The 19609-nt window shown below is 68.0% G+C and carries 18 protein-coding genes; 13 read left to right on the plus strand and 5 right to left on the minus strand.

The window, feature by feature from the left end; all coding sequences use genetic code 11:
* Nucleotides 1-54: 54 nt before the first annotated feature.
* Together ACFOMD_RS10595 and clpA are read right to left on the minus strand one after the other, a co-directional pair.
* Nucleotides 55-960 carry a dienelactone hydrolase family protein gene (locus tag ACFOMD_RS10595; protein WP_380861050.1) on the minus strand — a complete coding sequence of 302 codons (906 nt, stop codon included), beginning with the start codon at nt 958-960 and terminating at the stop codon, nt 55-57.
* 131 nt (nt 961-1091) lie between these two features.
* Nucleotides 1092-3455, minus strand: a complete 2364-nt coding sequence (gene clpA, locus ACFOMD_RS10600; protein WP_380861053.1) for an ATP-dependent Clp protease ATP-binding subunit ClpA — start codon at nt 3453-3455, stop codon at nt 1092-1094.
* A 217-nt stretch (nt 3456-3672) separates the two neighbouring features.
* Here clpA and ACFOMD_RS10605 point away from each other — a divergent pair, with 217 nt between their 5' ends.
* Nucleotides 3673-4416, plus strand: coding sequence for a phosphatase PAP2 family protein (locus ACFOMD_RS10605; RefSeq protein WP_380861056.1), 744 nt, complete (start codon nt 3673-3675; stop codon nt 4414-4416).
* Nucleotides 4417-4529: 113 nt separating this feature from the next.
* Nucleotides 4530-5726: a hypothetical protein gene (locus tag ACFOMD_RS10610; RefSeq protein WP_380861059.1), complete on the plus strand. Its 1197-nt coding sequence runs from the start codon at nt 4530-4532 to the stop codon at nt 5724-5726.
* Here the strand turns inward: ACFOMD_RS10610 and ACFOMD_RS10615 are convergent.
* Nucleotides 5719-6906: an acetyl-CoA C-acyltransferase gene (locus ACFOMD_RS10615; RefSeq protein ID WP_380861062.1), complete on the minus strand. Its 1188-nt coding sequence runs from the start codon at nt 6904-6906 to the stop codon at nt 5719-5721. The genes ACFOMD_RS10610 and ACFOMD_RS10615 overlap by 8 nt on opposite strands.
* Nucleotides 6903-8462 carry a peptide ABC transporter substrate-binding protein gene (locus ACFOMD_RS10620; RefSeq protein ID WP_380861065.1) on the minus strand — a complete coding sequence of 520 codons (1560 nt, stop codon included), beginning with the start codon at nt 8460-8462 and terminating at the stop codon, nt 6903-6905. The genes ACFOMD_RS10615 and ACFOMD_RS10620 overlap by 4 nt, the downstream gene beginning before the upstream one ends.
* A gap of 169 nt (nt 8463-8631) precedes the next feature.
* Between ACFOMD_RS10620 and ACFOMD_RS10625 the strand changes: the two genes are divergently transcribed.
* The gene (locus ACFOMD_RS10625) at nt 8632-9015 is read left to right on the plus strand and encodes a metalloregulator ArsR/SmtB family transcription factor (protein ID WP_380861068.1); all 384 of its coding nucleotides are present in this window, start codon (nt 8632-8634) and stop codon (nt 9013-9015) included.
* On the opposite strand, the gene ACFOMD_RS10630 is transcribed toward ACFOMD_RS10625, so the two are convergent.
* Nucleotides 9012-9500, minus strand: a complete 489-nt coding sequence (locus tag ACFOMD_RS10630; protein ID WP_380861071.1) for a flavin reductase family protein — start codon at nt 9498-9500, stop codon at nt 9012-9014. The genes ACFOMD_RS10625 and ACFOMD_RS10630 overlap by 4 nt on opposite strands.
* Nucleotides 9501-9567: 67 nt before the next feature.
* Between ACFOMD_RS10630 and ACFOMD_RS10635 the strand changes: the two genes are divergently transcribed.
* The 10 genes from ACFOMD_RS10635 to mraY all read left to right on the plus strand — a co-directional run bounded on the left by ACFOMD_RS10635 (nt 9568) and on the right by mraY (nt 19608).
* Nucleotides 9568-10554, plus strand: coding sequence for a cysteine synthase A (locus tag ACFOMD_RS10635; RefSeq protein ID WP_380861074.1), 987 nt, complete (start codon nt 9568-9570; stop codon nt 10552-10554).
* A gap of 187 nt (nt 10555-10741) precedes the next feature.
* Nucleotides 10742-10948: a hypothetical protein gene (locus ACFOMD_RS10640; protein WP_380861077.1), complete on the plus strand. Its 207-nt coding sequence runs from the start codon at nt 10742-10744 to the stop codon at nt 10946-10948.
* An 80-nt stretch (nt 10949-11028) separates the two neighbouring features.
* A complete protein-coding gene (locus ACFOMD_RS10645) occupies nt 11029-11481 on the plus strand; it encodes a hypothetical protein (RefSeq protein ID WP_380861080.1) in 453 nt (150 codons plus the stop codon).
* A 384-nt stretch (nt 11482-11865) separates the two neighbouring features.
* Nucleotides 11866-12339 (plus strand): division/cell wall cluster transcriptional repressor MraZ, encoded by a 474-nt coding sequence (locus ACFOMD_RS10650; RefSeq protein WP_380861083.1) that lies wholly within the window; start codon nt 11866-11868, stop codon nt 12337-12339.
* Entirely contained in the window at nt 12336-13268 is a 933-nt protein-coding gene (rsmH, locus tag ACFOMD_RS10655) for a 16S rRNA (cytosine(1402)-N(4))-methyltransferase RsmH (RefSeq protein WP_380861086.1), read from the plus strand. Before ACFOMD_RS10650 ends, rsmH begins: the two co-directional genes overlap by 4 nt.
* A 16-nt stretch (nt 13269-13284) precedes the next feature.
* Nucleotides 13285-14019 carry a hypothetical protein gene (locus ACFOMD_RS10660; RefSeq protein WP_380861089.1) on the plus strand — a complete coding sequence of 245 codons (735 nt, stop codon included), beginning with the start codon at nt 13285-13287 and terminating at the stop codon, nt 14017-14019.
* A 5-nt stretch (nt 14020-14024) separates the two neighbouring features.
* Nucleotides 14025-15725 (plus strand): peptidoglycan D,D-transpeptidase FtsI family protein, encoded by a 1701-nt coding sequence (locus tag ACFOMD_RS10665; protein ID WP_380861092.1) that lies wholly within the window; start codon nt 14025-14027, stop codon nt 15723-15725.
* Between the two features lie 3 nt (nt 15726-15728).
* Nucleotides 15729-17156: a UDP-N-acetylmuramoyl-L-alanyl-D-glutamate--2,6-diaminopimelate ligase gene (locus tag ACFOMD_RS10670; RefSeq protein ID WP_380861095.1), complete on the plus strand. Its 1428-nt coding sequence runs from the start codon at nt 15729-15731 to the stop codon at nt 17154-17156.
* Nucleotides 17153-18535, plus strand: coding sequence for a UDP-N-acetylmuramoyl-tripeptide--D-alanyl-D-alanine ligase (locus tag ACFOMD_RS10675; protein ID WP_380861098.1), 1383 nt, complete (start codon nt 17153-17155; stop codon nt 18533-18535). Before ACFOMD_RS10670 ends, ACFOMD_RS10675 begins: the two co-directional genes overlap by 4 nt.
* Nucleotides 18535-19608: a phospho-N-acetylmuramoyl-pentapeptide-transferase gene (gene mraY, locus ACFOMD_RS10680; RefSeq protein ID WP_380861101.1), complete on the plus strand. Its 1074-nt coding sequence runs from the start codon at nt 18535-18537 to the stop codon at nt 19606-19608. The genes ACFOMD_RS10675 and mraY overlap by 1 nt, the downstream gene beginning before the upstream one ends.
* Nucleotide 19609: the final 1 nt, after the last annotated feature.

Here is a 19609-nt window from a genome sequence, read left to right on the forward strand (position 1 = left end):
ACAACAAGCCCACTGAGGGAATCCAAATTCGATTCAGAGGAAAATCATCCCGCTCTAGTCGAGGTGCTTCTTGAAGAAGTCGATCGTGCGCCGCCACGACTGCTCCGCCACCAGCTTGTTATACCGCGCCGGCGACGTGTCGTTGTGAAACGCGTGCTGCTGTTCCTGGTACATATGGAGCGCCCAGTCGACGCGCGCCTTGGTCAGCGCCTTCTTGTAGGCGGGCAGTCCGGCGTTGATGCGTTCGTCGTTGCCGGCATATTGCAGCAGCATCTTCGCGCGGATCTTACGCACGTTGCTGAGGTCACCCGGCACCGGGCCGTAATAGGGCACCGCCGCCTGCAGCTTCGATCCCGCCGCAATGGCGAGCGCGTTGACCATGCCGCCGCCCCAGCAGAAGCCGACCGCGCCGATCTTGCCCGTCGACCTCTTGTGCCGGTCGAGGAAGGCGATGCTGCGCAGCCCGTTGGCGATCGTCTCCTCGCGATCGAGCTTGCCGATCAGCTCGCGGGCCTGGTCCTCGTCGGTCGGCGTCCCGCACAGCGGCGACAGGAAGTCGGGCGCCAGCGCGCCGAAGCCGGCGACCGCCACCCGGCGCGCCACGTCGCGGATATGCTGGGTCAGTCCCCGGTTCTCGTGGATCACCATCACCATCGGCACCTCGGCCGGCGCGTCCTTCGGCAGCACGAAATAGCCGCGCATCTCGGTGTCGCCGGCGCCCTTCCAGAAGGTGTCGACATGGTCGATGCGCGGGTCGTCATGCTCAACGATCGCCGCGTGCGCCGGGTTGGCCTCGATCAGGGGCAGCACCGCATAGGCGGCGGCGCTCGACCCGGCGAGCGCGGTCAGCCGCGCCATCAGGCTGCGGCGGTCGAGCGAGACATGCGTGTAATCGTCATAGGCGTCGATCATCGCCTGGGTGACGGATGGCGTCGTGATCGGCGGCGTCGGGTCGGTCATGCGAACTCCCTCACAATCCTCGGCCCCCCGGCCTTGGCGCGCAGCATGGCGGGAAGGGCGGGGAGGGGCAAGACCAACGAAAAACCCCCGCCGGCCAGCAGCGGGGGTTCTCGGTTCAGGTCGCTGACGCCTCAGGCGTCGACAATGCTGTCGCCAACATTGCTGTCGTCGACCTTGCCGTTCTTCGGCGCCTTCTTGCGCTTTGGCTTGGGCGCCGCCGGCGTGACCTCGAAGGCCAGCACCTCGTCCTTCACATGGACGCGCACCTCGCCGCCGTGGACCAGCTTGCCGAACAGCAGTTCCTCGGCCAGCGGCTGCTTGATCTTCTCCTGGATCAGGCGGGCCAGCGGACGGGCGCCGTACAGCTTGTCGTAGCCGCGCTCGATCAGCCACTGCTTCGCTTCGTCGGTGAGCTGGATATGCACCTCGCGGTCTGCGAGCTGAAGTTCGAGCTGAAGCACGAACTTGTCGACGACCATGCTGATGACCGGGGTCGGCAGATAGTCGAACGGCACGATCGCATCGAGACGGTTGCGGAATTCCGGCGTGAACATCCGCTTGATCGCTTCCTCGTCCTCGCCCTCGCGGGACAGGGCGCCGAAGCCCACGCCCTCGCGCGCCATATCGGACGCGCCGGCGTTGGTCGTCATGATCAGGATGACGTTGCGGAAATCGACCGTCTTGCCGTGGTGGTCGGTCAGCTTCCCGTTGTCCATCACCTGCAGCAGGATGTTGAACAGGTCGGGGTGCGCCTTCTCGATCTCGTCGAGCAGCAGCACGCTGTGCGGCTGCTGGTCGACGGCATCGGTCAGGAGGCCGCCCTGGTCGAAGCCGACATAGCCCGGGGGGGCGCCGATCAGGCGGCTCACCGAATGCCGCTCCATATATTCCGACATGTCGAAACGCTGGAGCGGAATGCCGAGGATCGAGGCGAGCTGGCGCGCCACCTCGGTCTTGCCGACACCGGTCGGGCCGGAGAACAGATAGTTGCCGATCGGCTTGTTGGGCTCGCGAAGGCCGGCGCGCGACAGCTTGATCGCCGACGACAGCACTTCGATCGCCTTGTCCTGGCCGAACACCACGCGCTTCAGGTCGGGCTCCAGCGTTGCCAGCACCTGCTTGTCGTCGCTCGACACCGATTTCGGCGGAATGCGCGCCATCGTCGCGATGACCGCTTCCACTTCCTTGGCGGTGATCACCTTCTTGCGCTTGTTCAGCGGCACCAGCATCTGCGACGCGCCGACCTCGTCGATGACGTCGATCGCCTTGTCGGGCAGCTTGCGGTCGTTGATGTAGCGCGAGGACAGTTCCACCGCCGACTTGATCGCCTCGGAGGTGTAGCGGACCTTGTGATGGTCCTCATAATAGGGCTTCAGGCCCTGCATGATCTTGATCGTGTCCTCGACCGACGGCTCGTTGACGTCGATCTTCTGGAACCGGCGCAGCAGCGCCCGATCCTTCTCGAAGTGGTTGCGGAACTCCTTGTAGGTCGTCGAGCCGATGCAGCGGATGCTGCCCGACGACAGCGCCGGCTTGAGGAGGTTCGACGCATCCATCGCGCCGCCACTGGTGGCGCCGGCGCCGATCACCGTGTGGATCTCGTCGATGAACAGCACCGCGTGCGGCATCTTCTCGAGCTCGGTGACGACCGCCTTCAACCGCTCCTCGAAGTCGCCGCGATAGCGGGTGCCGGCCAGCAGCGCGCCCATGTCGAGCGAGTAGATGACCGCTTCCTTCAGCACGTCGGGGACGTTGCCCTCGACGATCTTGCGCGCGAGGCCTTCGGCGATCGCCGTCTTGCCGACGCCCGGATCGCCCACATACAGCGGGTTGTTCTTCGACCGGCGGCAGAGGATCTGGATCGTGCGGTCGACCTCGGCCATGCGGCCGATCAGCGGGTCGACCTTGCCGGCCTTCGACTTCTCGTTGAGGTCGACGCAGAACTGCTTCAGCGCGGATTCGCCGCCCTTGGCTTCCTTGGCGCCGCGCGCTTCCTTCTCGGGCTCGTCGGGCGCCTTGTCGGCGCCGCGCACCGAGCGGCCTTCGTTGAGGCCGGGCGCCTTGGCGATGCCGTGGCTGATGTAGGAAACCGCGTCGAGGCGAGTCATGTCCTGCTGCTGCAGGAAATAGACGGCATGGCTCTCGCGCTCGGAGAACAGCGCGACCAGCACGTTGGCGCCGGTCACTTCCTCGCGGCCCGACGACTGGACGTGCAGGATCGCGCGCTGGACGACGCGCTGGAAGCCGGCGGTCGGCTGCGGGTCGACGCCGCCCTCCGCCTTCAGCGAATTGAGCTCGGTATCGAGATAGAGGGTGACCTGATTTCCGAGTTCCTCGAGGTCGACGCCGCAGGCGCGCATCACCGCCGACGCATGCTGGTCGGCGACCAGCGCGAACAGCAGATGCTCCAGCGTCGCATATTCATGCGAACGGCGGCTGGCCTCGGCGAGCGCGTTGTGGAGCGTGTGCTCAAGTTCTCGGGCAAATGACGGCATGGTCAAGCTACTCCGATCATACAGACCAAGGGTGAACGAACGATTGAGGGAAATTGATCGCGCGTTCGAAACAAATTTCTGACCCCCGATCGGGGAACCGTTGGAACGCGAACGGTCCCGGTGGCGAAAGACTGTTGCGGAAAACGCCGCCTCAGTGCTCAGTTGAACATAGGCAAGATGGGGTTGGCAAATGCGTTCGGCAATCATCCTTAGGGTTATGCTCCTGGCGTGTGCCGCCGTGCCGCAGGCACTGGCCGCGCAAACGGCGGCAAATCCAGCCGCGCCAACCGCTTATCTGACGGCGGCCGAACTGCCCGATCCCAAGGCCTATCTCGCCGCCCCGCCCGCGCCCGGCACGCCGGCCTTCGTCGCCGACCGCGCCGCGCACGAGGCGGCGCTGAAGGAAAAGGACGGCGCCGGCTGGAATCGCGCCAAGGCGCAGCTGAGCTTCCGGCAGCCCGAAGTGCGCGCGCAGATCGCTTGCGCCCTCGGCGCGACGCTCGACCTCGCGCCGACGACGGCGTTCGGCCGGCTGATGGCGCGGTCGGGCGCGACGCTGTCGCTCGCCTCCGAACAGTCGAAGGCAGTGTGGAATCGCGACCGCCCCTATGCCGGTACCAAGTCGCCGGTCGCCTGCGATGCGAAGCTGGACTTCGGCGTGCATTCGCCGAGCTATCCGAGCGGCCACAGCGCCACGGGCTGGCTGTGGGGGTTGATGCTCGCCGAGATCGCACCGGCGCGCAGCGCGACGCTGCTCGGCTGGGGGGCCGGCGTCGGCGCCAACCGCATCGCGTGCGGCGTTCACTACCCGTCGGACATCGTCGCCGGCCGCGACGTGGGGGCGGCCGTCTATGCGCGCTTGCAGAGCGTCCCCGACTTCCGCGCCGACATCGAGGGTGCCAAGGCGGAATATGCCGCTGCGAAGGCGAAGGGCCCGGCGCCTGCTTGCGCGACGGAATGAATCGGGACGTTCGCTTCTTCGCGCGTTAAAGCCTCCCATCGATTGTCCGGGAGGGACGCCTGATCCGTTTCGCCATCTGTCTGCTGGCGCTGCTCGCCTTTGCGATCGCCACCTTGCTGTCGAGCGCGCCGAGCCTGCCGCCGGGCGTCGCGCCCTCGGCCGAAGCGGTGCGGCGCGCGCGTGACGGAGCGATAGAGCTGGCGATGGTGGCGGCGGCCAACGGCACGCCGCGCCGTACCGAACTGGGCATCCGTGACCTCCAGTCGGTGGCGATCCTCCTTGAACATGGTGTCGACGGCGTGCGGCTGCGGCCGACGCTCGCGGTTGGCCATGCCCGGCTCGAAGCCAGCCTGCAGGTCGCGCCGCGAAGCTGGCTCAATCTCGATGTCGGGGTTCGCCCGCGCGGCCCCGACTTCCCCGAGGTAAGTTCACGGATCGGCGCCTGGCGGGTGCCGCCGCCGCTGGTCGACGAGGCGCTGGCGCTGATCGACCGCTGGCTGGCCCGCCGCGGCGAGCAATTGCCGCCGCTCGCCTCGACGATGCGCGGGCTGGTGATCACCCGCGAGCGCGCCTCGGCGACGATGGCGATCCCGGCGCGGATGCTGCGCGCGGTACGCGAACTGGGCGGCGAATCGCCAGCGAAGGTCGACGAGCGGCTTCTGCGCTTCGTCTACGGCCGGCTGCTCGAATTTCAGGTTCGGCAGCCGAAGGCGAGCTTCGCCATGACCTTGCGCCGGACCTTCGGCGACCGCCCGGCCGATGCCGATCCGGTCGCCTGGAATCGCGCCGCCTTCATCGCGCTCGCCATGCACACCGTGGATACCGAGGCGCGGCGGCTCGCCGGCGCCGACGTGATGTATGGCGCGGTGGAGGAGGTGCAGCCACCTGACCTGCGCGTCGGCGGCCGCGCCGATCTCGCCAAGCATTTCGCGCTGTCGGCGGCGCTCACCGCCAGCTTCGACCCGCGCTTCACCCGCGCGATGGGGGAGTGGAAGGAACTCGACGACAGCCTGCCCGGCGGCAGCGGCTTCTCGTTCATCGACCTGACCGCCGACCGCGCCGGCCTGCACCTCGCCCGCGCCGCCGTCGATCCGGCGACCGCGTCAGCCGTGGCCGACGCGCTTGCCGACACCAACGATGTCGCGCTGTTCCCGACCGCCGCGCACGCGCTGTCGGAAGGGCTCGCGGAAAAGGAGTTCAACCGTCGCTACGGCGGCCTGACCGGTGCCAACTATACGGCGGCGGTGCAGCGCGTCGACCGGCTGCTCGAACGGCTGCCGCTCTATGCGCCGTTCGTCGAGCCTAATTGAGCCGTTCGACCGCCAGCGCGGTGGCCTCGCCGCCGCCGATGCACAGCGAACCCACGCCGATCGTACCGCCACGCCGCTTCAGTGCGTTGAGCAAGGTCACCAGGATGCGCGCGCCAGAGGCGCCGATCGGGTGGCCGAGCGCGGTGGCGCCGCCGTTGACGTTGACCTTGTCGGCATTGAGCTGAAGGTCGCGCATCGCCGCCATCGCGACGACGGCGAACGCCTCGTTGATCTCGTAGAGGTCGACCGACTTGGCATCGAGGCCAGTCTTCCGGAACAGCTTCTCCATCGCGCCGATCGGCGCGGTGGTGAACCAGGCCGGCGCCTGCGCGTGGACGCTGTGGCCGAGGATGCGGGCGAGGGGGGTGAGGCCCTGCGCCTTTGCCGTCGATTCGCGCATCAGCACCAGCGCCGCGGCGCCGTCGGAGATCGACGAAGCATTGGCGGCGGTCACCGTGCCGTCTTTGGCGAAGGCAGCCTTCAAGGTCGGGATCTTGTCGAGCCGCGCCTTGCCCGGCTGCTCGTCGATGGTCACCAGCGTCTCGCCGCCGCGGCCCTGTACGGTGACCGGCACTACTTCGTCGGCAAAGTCGCCGCCCTCGATCGCGGCCTGTGCGCGCTTCAGCGAGCGGATGGCATATTCGTCCTGCGCCTCGCGGGTGAACTGGTAATGGCGCGCGCATTCCTCGGCGAAGCTGCCCATCAGCCGGCCCTTGTCATAGGCATCCTCGAGGCCGTCGAGGAACATATGGTCCATCACCTGGCCATGGCCCATGCGATAGCCGCCGCGCGCCTTCGGCAGCAGATAGGGGGCGTTGGTCATGCTCTCCATGCCGCCCGCGATCATGATGTCGGCCGATCCGACGGTCAGCGCGTCGTGCGCGTCCATCACCGCCTTCATGCCGCTGCCGCACATCTTGTTGATCGTCGTCGCCGACACCGCTTCGGGCAGTCCCGCCTTCAATGTCGCCTGGCGCGCCGGCGCCTGGCCCTGGCCCGCGCCGAGCACGCAGCCCATCACGCTCTGGTCGACCGCCTCGCCGGCGACGCCGGCCTGGTCGAGCGCCGCGCGGATCGCCGCGCCACCCAGTTCGCTCGCGGTCAGCCCGGCGAGGTCGCCCTGGAAGCCGCCCATCGGGGTGCGCTTCGCGCCGACGATGACGATCGGATCTGCACTCACTTGTCGTCTCCCATGTCCTGCGGCAGCACATCCAGCCGCGACAGCGGACGGGCGCCCGAAATATTGTCGGCCCAGCCAGACACCCGCGGGTGGACCAGCGACCAGCGCACCGGCGTGAACAGCATGATCGCCGGCTGTTCGGCGGCGATCAGCGCCTCGGCGGATTGCAGCGTGTTCCGGCGCGGGTCGAGATCGGGCATCGTCCGCGTGGCGTCAAGCAAGCGGTCGGCTTCCTTGCTGCAATAGCCGGCGGTTTTCGCCGCGCAGCTGTAGGGCGACAGGAAGAAGAAGCCGCTGTCGACGGGTGACAACCGCTCGATCAGCGCCAACTGATAGTCGTTACCCGTAAGCGCCTTGGCATGCGCCGCCGCCGATCGCGTGACGGTGCGGGTGCGGACGCCGATAGCGGCCCAGTCCTGCGAGACGGCGGCGGCGATGGCGGCGTGCTCGCGCGCGGCGGGCAGGCTGATCTCGATATCGAGCGGCCGGTCGAGATTGTAGCCGGCCTCGGCGAGCAGCGCGCGCGCCTCGTTGCGGCGCGCCTCCACCGGCAGGTTGATCCACGACGGCGCCGGCGGCGCGCCATAGGAAGGCAAATTCGGCGGCACCAGCCCCTCGACCGGCACCACCGCGGGCAGGTCGAGCTGTTCGAGCACCAGCGCGGTGCGGTCGATGGCGATCGACAGCGCCCGGCGGACGCGCACGTCCTTGGTCGCGCCCTTGGCGACGTTCACCTGATAGCCATAGACGCCGTAGGTCGTCTCGATGCGCAGCGCCTGCGGTACCGGCACGCTTTGCGCCTCGGTCAGCCCGGCGATGGTGCCGCCGGTAACCACGTCGGTCGCGCCGCGCCGGAAGCGACCGACCGCCTCCACCGCCTCGGGCACCGGCGTCAGCTCGATCGCCGACAGCGCCACCGCGCTCGCGTCATAATAGAGCCGGTTGGCGGCAAGCCGGATCGGCACGCCCTCGCTGTCGGTCACGCGGAACGCGCCGGCGGCGGGCGGAAACTCGCCCTTGCGGATGATCGCCATGCTCGAATGCGCCAGCATCTGCAGGAACTGCGGCTGCGGCGACGACAGGCGGATCTCGACGATGTTGGGCAAGGGATCGTGGACGCCCAGCGCCTTCGGCGGCTTCTTGCCCGCCATCACCTCGGGCGCATTCTCGATGCGGCGGAGAATGGCTTTCAGCGGATGATGGCTGTCGGGCGCCACCACCCGGCGCAGCACCGCGACGATGTCACCCGAGGTGACGGCGCGGTCATCCTCCCAGCGCGCGTCGCGCAGGCGGAAGATATAGGACAGGCCGTCGTCGCTGACCCGCCACGAGGTGGCGAGGCCGGGGATGACGCGGCCGTCGGCGTCGAAATCGACGAGGCCGACCTGCGTCGCGTTCATCAGCACGTCGCGCGGCCCGCCGATGACGGTGCGCGACGCCTTGGCGTCGAACTCGCCGATCACGTCGATTTTCAGGGTGGCGCCGGGCGCGCGGGCATCGTCGTCGCCGTTGCACGCGGCGAGCAGCAGCAGCGCGGAGAGGGCGCTTACTCGCATCAGCAATTGCTGCTTTCGGTCTCGGTCGCTGCCATGCGCGCCTTCCATAGCCGCTGATGTGCCGCGCGCCCAGTCGCCACGGCGTCGCGAAATCGACGCGCGCGAAATCGCTCGTCAACGACCGCGGATTCAGGGATATTTAACGGATAAGCTAAATAGATAATTCGTTATGGACGCCATCTTCGACGCTCTGGCCTCGGCGCCGCGCCGCCGCATCCTCCTCTATCTTGCCGACGATGATCTGACGGCGGGCGAGATCGCGGCGCGCTTCGACATGAGCAAGCCGGCGATCTCGAAGCATCTGCAGATTCTCGAAAACGCCGGTCTCGTCGGCAGCCGCAAGCAGGGGCAGTTCGTGCGTTACTGGCTGGTGCGCGATGCGCTGGTGGCGACGCTCGAAGGCTTCCTGCGCCGCATCGACCCGCCCGCGGCGCCGCCTGCCGAGGCGAGCGTCAACGAACCGACGGCGGCGCAGGAATTGTTCGCGGAGCAGTTGCGGCGGGCGCGGGCGGCCTATGCCGCCGACCTCAACCTGCCGATCGATGAGGACTAGGCGCCGCTCTCGCCGAAGCGCCCGTCCTGAAACATCAACGTCGCACCCGGCCGCGACCCGAACTCGCCGACTTCGCCGATGAAGATATCATGGTCGCCGCCGGGGTGCTGCGCCCAGGTCGTGCAGTCGAACCAGACGATCGCATCGCGCAGCCGCGCATGGCCGCTGGCGGTATCGACGAGGTCGAGATTGTCAAGCTTCTCGCAATCGGCGCGGGCGCAGCGGCGGGCGATCTCCTCATGCTCGGCGCCGAGGATGCTCACCGTGAAGCCGCTCGCGGCACGAAACGCCTCGGCCGACGCGGTCCCTGACCGCATCGACCACAGCACCAGCGGCGGGTCGAGGCTGACGCTCGCGAAGCTGTTGATCGTCATGCCGGCGATGCCGCCGTCGGGCGTGCGCGCGATCACCAGCGCCACGCCGGTCGCATAGCGGCCGAGCGCGTCGCGAAAGCCGCGGGCGTCGAAATCGGGGGAGGAAGTCATCGCCTGCGCTTTTGAAGCGGCGCGCCGCCGCTGGCAAGCGCCCCGCGAAGCGGCTAAGCGAAGCGGCATGACACCTGCTGACGACGTCATCCGCCTGATCGGCAACACCCCGCTGGTGAAGCTGCGCCGCGCCTCCGAGGCGACCGGCTGCACCATCCTCGCCAAATGCGAGTTCATGAACCCCGGCGGGTCGGTGAAGGACCGCGCCGCCAAGTACATCGTCGAGGATGCGGAAGGCCGCGGCGTGCTGGCGCCCGGCGGCACCATCGTCGAGGGCACGGCGGGCAATACCGGCATCGGCCTTGCCGTTGTGGGCAACGCCAAGGGCTATCGCACCGTCATCGTGATGCCGGAGACCCAGTCGAAGGAGAAACAGGACGCGCTCCGCGCGCTCGGCGCCGAACTCGTGCTGGTCCCGGCCGCGCCCTACAGCAACCCCGGCCATTATGTGCACACCTCGCGGCGCCTTGCCGACGAGACGCCGAACGCCGTCTGGGCCGACCAGTTCGACAACATCGCCAACCGCTTCGCGCACATCAAGACGACCGCGCCCGAAATCTGGGCGCAGACCGACGGCCGCCTCGACGGCTTCACCTGCGCGGTGGGGACGGGCGGCACGCTCGCCGGCGTCGGGATGGGGCTGAAGGCGTTCGACGCGAACATCGCGGTCGCGCTCACCGATCCGGACGGCGCGGCGCTCTACAATTACTATGCGGAGGGCGAACTCTGTTCGTCGGGCAGCTCGGTGTCGGAAGGCATCGGTCAGAGCCGGATCACCGCCAATCTCGAAGGCTTTACGCCCGACGACCAGTTCCGCGTCTCGGATCTCGAGGCGCTGCCGATCGTCTACGACCTCATGCAATATGAAGGTCTATGTGTCGGGCTTTCCTCCGGAATCAACGTCGCCGGCGCGATGAAGCTCGCCCGCGCGCTCGGCCCCGGAAAGACGGTCGTGACAATGCTCTGCGACAGCGGCATGCGCTACCTGTCGACCATCTTCAATCCGGCCTGGCTGGCGGCGCGCGACCTGCCGCTGCCGCCCTGGATGCGGTGAAGCGGTGGACATCAGCGACCAAAATGCCTAATTAGGCTCTTTCGCCGTCGGCTGTTGTATCTTGGTGACAATCGCTTTCGGCCAAGGCATCGTGCGTAGAGATGGCTCCGAAGAGAGCCCTCCGGTTCCGGTACAGGCCGGATCGGAACAAGGACGAAGAGGGTCTATGCATCGCGTTCGTGTCGGTATGACCGGCCTGGCTTTCGTGTTCGTTCTTCTGCTCGTGGCGGCTGCCGGCATGCGGCCGAACCGCTCGGTGGCGCCGGCCAATGCCGAAGGCGAGACCTTGGCGCAGCTCGGCGTCGCGCCGGGGTCGAGCGACATGCTCCGCCGCGCCGCGCACAATGGCGTCGATCAGCCGAAGGCGCCCAAGAAAACGACCCCTAACATCTGACCCGCCAGCACCGACAGCTTCTGATCGCAGCGCTCGCCGTTCTCGCGGCGGGCGTTTTCGCTTTGGGGCTGTGGTGGGCCTTGCGCGACGAGCCGCCGCCACCGCATCCGCTGGCCGGCATCGAAGCCGCCGACATCGTCGCCGTCACCCGTCTGACCGCCGAGGGGCCGCAGGTTGTGGCCGGCGCGGAACTGACCCGCGCGGCTGCCGTGATCGCCGCCCTCAAGACGGCAACGCCGATCCGCGGCGACACCGTCGCCTGGGGCAGCGCCACCCTGCTGCGCGCCACCACCAAGGATGGCGTCCTCCTCTCGCTGCAGGCCAAGCCGATCACCGGTGGCGGCGCGGTGCGGGTAACCGCCGATCCCGACGGCGACGGCGATCCAGCCACGGGCGGCGCCAAGGCGATCCGCAATCTCCGCCTCGCTGCCTATCGCGTTGCACCGGAAGCACTTGCCGTCCTGCGCCCCGCGCCCGAACCGATCTCCGACATCGATCTCAACGCCGAATATATCCGCCAAGGGAAGCGCTAGCTGCTGACTCTCGACAGCCGGGCGATCGTGGATTCTAGTGGGTGGGCGCGCCGGATCGGCGTGGGCGGACATGGGCGAAAACGGGGAGTCGCCGGCATTTTCCGGTTTCCACCGACTTATCCACAGCTTGGACGGCGAGATCAAATCCAGAACAGAAGATTCCGGCTCCAAAACAAGTCCAATAATTTCTTGTATTTGGGTGATATTCCCGGATTTTCCCACAAAATCCCGTTGCTACCCATGAAATACCCATGTTATTCCTGTCCACAAGGGAAGGCGGGGCTTTAACGGCACCCACAAAGCTTCGAAGCACGCGAAAAGGCCTTTCGCGTGAACGGGAAAGCTTTGCGCTCCGACCCTTGGTGAGGGACAGGGACGCCACGCGTGACACGCGATTTCTTCCACGGCTATGCGATGAACGCGGTCGACGCGAAGAACCGGCTGTCGGTCCCCGCTGCCTATCGTGACGTCATCGAGCGTCGCACCCAGACCCGCACCGTCGTGCTTGCCCCTCATCCCCGCGGCCTTCCCTGCCTCGTGGGTTATGACATCGGCCGCACCGCACGCCTGCAGGACCAGATCGACGCGAAGTACGGCGCCGACTATGGCGAGGACCGCGAGAACGAGGCGCGCGCGCTGTTCGGTCTCTCGGAAGACGTCAATTATGACGAGAACGGCCGCTTCATCCTCTCCGCCGATCTGCGAGACTGGGCGGAGCTTGAGAAGCACGTCTTCTTCATCGCCACCGGCGACTATTTCGAGGTCTGGAACCCGCAGATCCTGCTGAAGGAGCGCGGCCAGGACCCGTTGATCGCCCGGCTGGTCAAGCGTCAGCTCGATGCGAAGGGGGCGGCATGACGGCGCCGCACATCCCCGTCCTCCTCGACGAGGTGATCGATGCGCTCGCCCTTCAGGCGGGCGATATCTACGTTGACGGCACCTTCGGCGCCGGCGGCTACACCCGCGCCGCGCTCGCGAAAGGCATCGGCCACGCTTATGGCTTCGATCGCGACCCGACCGCCATCGCCGCCGCCTTCGCCGATGCCAAAGCTTTTGAGGGGCGCCTGACCCTGATCGAGGAATGCTTCGGCCAGATGGACGCGGCGCTCGAAGCGCGGGGCGTGTCGACCGTCGATGCCATCACGCTCGATATCGGCGTGTCGTCGATGCAGCTCGACCGCGCCGAGCGCGGCTTTTCCTTCCAGTCGGACGGCCCGCTCGACATGCGCATGGGCGCCGATGGCCCCAGCGCCGCCGACTTTCTCAACTCCGCCGAAGAGGCCGAGATCGCCGACGTGCTCTATCGCTACGGCGAGGAGCCGAAGTCGCGCCGCATCGCGCGCGCCATTGTCGCCGCCCGCCCGCTGGAGCGCACCGCGCAGTTGGCCGAGATCGTGCGCCGCGCGGTCGGCTATCATCCCGGCGCCAAGGATCCGGCGACTCGCGCCTTTCAGGCGATCCGCATTCACATCAATGGGGAGCTCGACGAGCTCGATGCCGGCCTGCGCGCCGCCGAGCGGCTGCTGAAGCCCGGCGGGCGCCTCGCCGTCGTCACGTTCCACAGTCTCGAAGATCGGGTGGTGAAGCGCTTCTTGCGCGAGCGCAGCGGGAGCAATCCGCGCGAAAGCCGCTACCTGCCCGAGGCGCGGGGTCGGGGCCCCGCGCCAACTTTTCAGACGCCGGCAAAGGCGGTTCGCGCCAGCGACCCCGAGCTGGCGAGGAACCCGCGCGCGCGTTCGGCGACGCTGCGCAGCGGCATTCGTACCGACGCGCCGGCGTGGCAGTGAGGCGGGGGTAATCGCGATGGGTATGCGACTGGGATCGGTTTCGATGATGGCGGCGACGGCGGTGGCCATCCTCGCCTTCAACACGCTGTCGCTCCACGTCTCGGCGGAGCGCGCCAAGGTCGATCGCCTGCAGACGCGCATCGCCGCCGATCTGCGCGACATCCGCGCGCTGGAGGCGGAACTGCGCACCCGCGCCCGCCTGCCGGTGCTGCAGACCTGGAACGACAATGTCCTCGCGATGTCGGCGCCGACCGCGCGCCAGTTCGCTGACTCCCCGGTGCAGCTCGCCTCCTTCGCCTCGCCGATGCCGGCGGCGAAGCCCGCTGCGCCGACGATGCAGCTGGCGCTCGCGACGCCGGAGACCGAGGTGGCGCCGAAGCCGGGGATCGTGAAGGCCGCCTATGAAGCGCCGGCCCCGGTCGCGACCGTCGCTGCGACGGGCCCGCGCGAAATGGTCATCACCTACGGCGCCGCCGATCTCGGCGCCTCGCGCGCCGCGCCGGCCCGCCCGGTCGCGACGCCGGTGAAGGCCGCGAGCGTGACGCCGAAGGCCGAGCCGAAGAAGGCAGCACCCGAGGTCAAGAAGACGGAGAAGCCGGCCGAGCCCGTGAAGCTCGCCGAAGCGAAGCCCAAGCCGAAACCGCCGGCCGCGAAGGCGCCGGCGAAGCCGAGCGACCTCGATGCGCTGATGGGCGCGATCGACAACGCGGCGGCGACCAGCGGCGGCTTCCAGAAAGTCTCCATGCAATGAGCCCGATGGCGCTTCGCCAACAGCAGCGCATCCAGGTGGCGGGCCAGCGGCAGCTGGCCCTTGGTCGTTCACGCCAGCGGCTGATGGTTGGCGTTTTGCTTTTTGTCGCGATCTTGGCGGTGGTGGCGTTGCGTCTTTTCGACCTGTCGCTGCTTCAGGGCAGCAAGCGGGCCGGCGAGCGCGATCTGTTCGCGGCGCTGGTGCCGCCGCGTGCCGACATCGTCGATCGGCACGGCGCCGAGCTGGCGCGCACCTTCGACGCCTATTCGATCGCCATCCGCCCGCAGGACATCGTCGGCGACAAGCGCGAGCTGGCCGAGCGTATCGCCGCCGCCCTTCCCGGCATGACCTACGAGAAGGCGCTGAAGACGCTCAATCATCCGGGCAAGTACCGCTATTTGCAGCGCCGCGTGCTGCCGACCGACGCCAAGCGCGTCAACGCCATCGGTGAGCCCGGCATCCTGCTCGAGCGCGAGCCGGAGCGCCTCTACCCGAACCTCGGCCTCGGCGCGCACGTCATCGGCTACACCAACATCGACGGCCAGGGCGCCGCCGGTGTCGAGCGCGCGTTCGACGAGCGGCTGACCCGCCCGGACGTGCGCGGCAAACCGCTGGTGCTGTCGATCGACGGCCGCATCCAGCAGGCGCTGGAGCATGAGCTGTTCCTCGCCATGCAGAAATTCTCCGCCATCGGCGCGTCGGGCATCGTGATGGATGCCAAGACCGGCGAAGTGCTGGCGATGACCTCGCTGCCCGAACTCAATCCCAACGACGCCGGCCGCGGCTCGATGGAGGCACGCTTCAACCGCGCGACCTTGGGCGTCTACGAGCTGGGCTCGACCTTCAAGCCGTTCACCGTCGCGATGGGCATGGACGCCGGCACTGTCCGCTCGATGGGGCAGATGTACGACTGCCCGAAGGGGCTGAAGGTCGGCCGCTTCACCATCCGCGACACGCACCCGTTCAACCGGCGCTGCTCGGTCGCCGAGATCATGCAGGAATCCTCGAACATCGGCACCGCGCAGATCGCGCGGGAGCTGGGCGCGGCGCGCCAGAAGGAATTCCTGCAGAAGATGGGCTTCCTCGAGCCGGTGTCGATCGAGCTGAAGGAGCGCGGTCGCACGCTGTCGCCGGGCAATAACTGGGGTGAGATCGCCACCATGACCGTCGGCTATGGCCACGGCATCGCGGTAACGCCGCTGCATCTCGCCAGCGGCTATGCCGCGCTGTTCAACGGCGGCATCTGGCGGCCGGCGACAATCCTCAAGGTTGGCAAGGACCAGCCGCTCGCGCCGGGCCGCCGCGTCTTCACCGAGGACACGTCCTACAAGATGCGCGCGCTGCTGCGCGTCGTCGTCACCGAAGGCACTGGCCGCAAGGCCGATGCGCCCGGCTACCGCGTCGGCGGCAAGACCGGCACCGCCGAAAAGGCGATGAACGGCCGCTACGTGCGCAACGCCGTCATCACCACCTTCGCCGGGGTCTTCCCGATGGACGACCCGCGCTACGTCGTCGTCGCGATGCTCGACGAGCCGAAGCCGACCAAGGAGACCTATGGTTTCCGCACCGCCGGCTGGAACGTGGCGCCGGTGGTATCGAAGGTGGTCGGCCGCATCGGCCCCGTGCTCGGCGTCGTTCCCGACGAGAAGCGCGAGCCGAACATGTCGGAGGTGCTGCCCTACATCGAACCCAAGGCGAAGCCCTAAGCGATGCGGCTCGCTCAGCTCCTAGATTCGGAATCTGATTCGCCCGGCGAGGCCGTGACCGGCTTTGCCATCGATCATCGCAAGGTCGCGCCCGGCACCATCTTCGGCGCCTTCCAGGGCACGCAGGTCAACGGCGAGGATTTCATCGCCGCCGCGGTTGCCGCCGGCGCCATCGCCATCGTGACGCGGCCCGGTGTTACCGTCGACGGCGCGGTTCACATCGTGGACGCCGCGCCGCGCCGCCGCTTCGCGCAGCTCGCCGCCCGCTATTTCGCGCCGTTCCCCGGCATCACCGTCGCGGCGACCGGCACCAACGGCAAGACCTCGACCGTCGAGCTGACCCGCCAGCTGTGGCGGATGGCGGGCTTCCACGCCGCCAGCATCGGCACGCTCGGCGTCACCACCGCCGACGATCGTGTGACCACCGGGCTGACCACGCCCGATGTCGTCACCTTCCTGTCCAACATGGCCGGCCTGCAGCGTGAAGGCGTAACCCACGCCGCGTTCGAGGCATCGAGCCATGGGCTGGCGCAGTACCGCACCGAAGGGTTGCCGGTCGCTGCCGCCGCCTTCACCAACCTCAGCCGGGATCATCTCGACTACCATGGCACCATGGAGTCCTATCTGGACGCCAAGCTGCGGTTGTTCACCGAGGTGGTCGACGCCGGCGGCACCGCGGTCGTCTGGGTCGATGACTCGGCTTCGCGCGCTGTGCTCGACGTTGCGCGCTCGCGCGGGCTGAGGACCATTTCGGCGGGTACGCAGGGCGACGACCTCAAGCTCGTCAGCCGCACGCCGACGCAGCTCGGCCAGGCGCTCGAGATCGAGGCGGGCGGCAAGACCCACAAGGTCAACCTGCCGCTGATCGGCGCCTATCAGGCGGCCAACGCGCTCTGCGCCGCCGGCCTCGTCATCGCCACCGGCGGCGACCTCGCCACCACGCTCCAGAACCTCGGCCGCGTGCAGCCGGTGCGCGGGCGGCTGGAGCGGGCGGGGCTCACCAAGGCCGGCGCGCCGATCTACGTCGACTATGCCCACACCCCCAACGGCCTGCGCGCCGCGATCGAGGCACTGCGCCCGCACACTGGTGAGACGTTGCATGTTGTGTTCGGCGCCGGCGGCGACCGCGACACCGGCAAGCGACCGGAGATGGGCGCCATCACCGTTGAGCTCGGCGACAAGGTCTATGTGACCGACGACAATCCGCGCACCGAAGACCCCGCGTCGATCCGCGCCGCGATCATGGCGGCGGCGCCCGGCGCGGTCGAAATCGGCGGCCGTCGCGAGGCGATCCGTGCCGCGATCCAGGCCGCTGGCCCCAAGGACGTCGTGCTGATCGCCGGCAAGGGCCATGAGCAGGGCCAGATCGTTGGTGACCGCGTGCTGCCCTTCGACGACGTCACCGTCGCGCGCGAGGAGGCCGCCGCATGAGCGTGCTCTGGACCGCCGAGGAGATCGCCGCTGCGACAAACGGTATCGCAAGCGGAAACTTTTCTGTAACGGGCTTAACGTTCGATTCGCGCGAGATCATCGGCGGCGAGTTGTTCATCGCGTTGCGTGGCGAGAGCACCGACGGCCACAGGTTTATCGGACAGGCGACCCAAAGAGGCGCCGCCGGCTTCCTGACGAGCGAACTAGTCGAGGGTGCTCATGTACGCGTCGCGGATACGACGGCTGCGCTTGAGGCACTGGGGAGGGCCTCGCGCAGCCGGAGTTCCGCCAAGATCATCGGAGTCACCGGCAGCGTCGGGAAGACCAGTGTCAAGGAAGCGCTGAAGCTGGCGCTCGACCGCTTCGCGCCCGACCGCACCCACGCCTCGGTCAAATCCTACAACAACCATACCGGTGTGCCCTTGAGCCTCGCGCGCATGCCGGCGGACAGCCGCTTCGGCGTGTTCGAAATGGGCATGAACCACGCCGGCGAGCTGGCGGCGCTGACGCAGATGGTGCGCCCGCACGTCGCCGTCGTCACCTGGATCGCCAGCGCGCACCGCGAATTCTTCGCGACCGAAGAGGACATCGCCGATGCCAAGGGCGAGATCTTCGCCGGGCTTGAGGCGGGCGGCACCGCGATCATCCCCTTCGACAGCGTGCATCGCGACCGGTTGCTCGGCCACGCGAAGCCGCACGCGGCGAACATCCTGACCTTCGGCGAAGGCGAGGGCGCCGACGTGCGCGCCCGCCGTTTCTCGCTGCAGCCCGATTGTACGACGGTGACCGCCGACGTCGCGGGCGAGGTGCTGACCTACAAGGTCGGCATGGCCGGCCGCCACTGGCTCAACAATTCGCTGGCCGTGCTCGCCGCGGTGAAAGCCGCAGGCGGTGACCTTGGCCTTGCCGGCCTTGCGCTCGCCGGCCTCACCGGCTTGCCGGGCCGCGGCCGCCGTGTCCGCGTCACCCGCGAAGGCGGGCAGGCAGTGGTGATCGACGAGGCCTACAACGCCAACCCGGCCTCGATGGCCGCCGCGCTCGCCGTGCTCGGCGAAGTCGCGCCAAACGGGCAGGGGCGCCGCATCGCGGTGCTCGGCGCGATGAAGGAATTGGGCAGCCTGTCGGACGAGTTTCATGCCGGTCTCGCAGGCGCCGTCGAGGCGGCCAACGTGACGCATGCCATTCTGGTCGGGCGGGAGATAGAGCCGCTCGCCGACGCGCTGAGGCGTCGAATCAAGGTGGAGCATGTTGCCGACGCCGACGCCGCCATCCAGGCGGCGGAGCGCTCGCTGCGCGCTGACGACGTGCTCCTCGTCAAAGGGTCCAACTCGGTCGGCCTCGGCCGGCTGGTGACGCATTTCCAGGGGGCGGAAGGCTGATGCTGTACGAACTGGCCGAAGCTCTGGGCTTTCCGGGTCTTCTCAATCTCTTCCGCTACATCACCTTCCGCGCCGGTGCGGCGGTGATGACCGCGCTGATCCTGTCGCTGGTCTTCGGCCCCGCGCTCATCGCCTGGCTGCGCAAGAAGCAGGGCAAGGGCCAGCCGATCCGCGAGGACGGCCCGGCGTCGCACTTGCTCACCAAACGCGGCACGCCGACGATGGGCGGGCTGATGATCCTGCTGTCTCTCACTGTCTCGACCTTGCTCTGGGCGGAGATGAAGAACAGCTTCATCTGGCCCTGCCTCCTCGTGACCTTGGCCTTCGGCGCGATCGGCTTCCTCGATGACTATTCCAAGGTGACCAAGCAGGCGCACGCCGGCCTCTCCGGCAAGATCCGCCTGCTGCTCGAATTCGCCATCGCCGGCCTTGCCTGCTGGTGGATCGCGCAGACCACCGGCACCACCCTTTACCTGCCCTTCCTCAAGGACATGGGGCTGGAGCTCGGCTGGGTCTACATCGCCTTCGCCGCCTTCATCGTCGCCGGCTTCGGCAACGCGGTGAACCTCACCGACGGGCTCGACGGCCTCGCCTCGATGCCGGTGATCATCGCCGCGCTCACCTTCGGCGTGATCGCCTACCTCGTCGGCAACATCAAATTCGCCGAATATCTGGGCGTCCATTATGTCGAAGGCGCCGGCGATCTCGCGGTGTTCTGCGGCGCGCTGATCGGCGCCGGCCTCGGCTTCCTCTGGTTCAACGCCCCACCCGCCGCGGTCTTCATGGGCGACACCGGCAGCCTTGCCTTGGGCGGCGCGCTCGGCTCGATCGCCGTCGTCACCAACCATGAACTGGTGCTGCTCATCGTCGGCGGCCTGTTCGTGCTCGAAACGGTGTCGGTGATCGTGCAGGTGGTCAGCTTCAAGCTGACCGGCAAGCGCGTGTTCCGCATGGCGCCGATCCATCATCATTTCGAGCAGCTCGGCTGGGCGGAATCGACGGTGGTCGTGCGCTTCTGGATCGTCAGCCTCGTCCTCGCCCTCACGGGCCTCGCCACCCTGAAGCTGAGGTAGC

Source organism: Sphingoaurantiacus capsulatus (assembly GCF_042648405.1).
Taxonomy (GTDB): Bacteria; Pseudomonadota; Alphaproteobacteria; order Sphingomonadales; family Sphingomonadaceae; genus Sphingoaurantiacus; species Sphingoaurantiacus capsulatus.

Coding starts and splice junctions, on each gene's coding strand:
- ACFOMD_RS10595 (WP_380861050.1), bottom strand. CDS start 960: ATGACCGACCCGACGCCGCCGATCACGACGCCATCCGTCACCCAGGCG.
- clpA (WP_380861053.1), bottom strand. CDS start 3,455: ATGCCGTCATTTGCCCGAGAACTTGAGCACACGCTCCACAACGCGCTC.
- ACFOMD_RS10605 (WP_380861056.1), top strand. CDS start 3,673: ATGCTCCTGGCGTGTGCCGCCGTGCCGCAGGCACTGGCCGCGCAAACG.
- ACFOMD_RS10620 (WP_380861065.1), bottom strand. CDS start 8,462: ATGCGAGTAAGCGCCCTCTCCGCGCTGCTGCTGCTCGCCGCGTGCAAC.
- ACFOMD_RS10625 (WP_380861068.1), top strand. CDS start 8,632: ATGGACGCCATCTTCGACGCTCTGGCCTCGGCGCCGCGCCGCCGCATC.
- ACFOMD_RS10630 (WP_380861071.1), bottom strand. CDS start 9,500: ATGACTTCCTCCCCCGATTTCGACGCCCGCGGCTTTCGCGACGCGCTC.
- ACFOMD_RS10635 (WP_380861074.1), top strand. CDS start 9,568: ATGACACCTGCTGACGACGTCATCCGCCTGATCGGCAACACCCCGCTG.
- ACFOMD_RS10640 (WP_380861077.1), top strand. CDS start 10,742: ATGACCGGCCTGGCTTTCGTGTTCGTTCTTCTGCTCGTGGCGGCTGCC.
- rsmH (WP_380861086.1), top strand. CDS start 12,336: ATGACGGCGCCGCACATCCCCGTCCTCCTCGACGAGGTGATCGATGCG.
- ACFOMD_RS10660 (WP_380861089.1), top strand. CDS start 13,285: ATGGGTATGCGACTGGGATCGGTTTCGATGATGGCGGCGACGGCGGTG.
- ACFOMD_RS10665 (WP_380861092.1), top strand. CDS start 14,025: ATGGCGCTTCGCCAACAGCAGCGCATCCAGGTGGCGGGCCAGCGGCAG.
- ACFOMD_RS10670 (WP_380861095.1), top strand. CDS start 15,729: ATGCGGCTCGCTCAGCTCCTAGATTCGGAATCTGATTCGCCCGGCGAG.
- ACFOMD_RS10675 (WP_380861098.1), top strand. CDS start 17,153: ATGAGCGTGCTCTGGACCGCCGAGGAGATCGCCGCTGCGACAAACGGT.
- mraY (WP_380861101.1), top strand. CDS start 18,535: ATGCTGTACGAACTGGCCGAAGCTCTGGGCTTTCCGGGTCTTCTCAAT.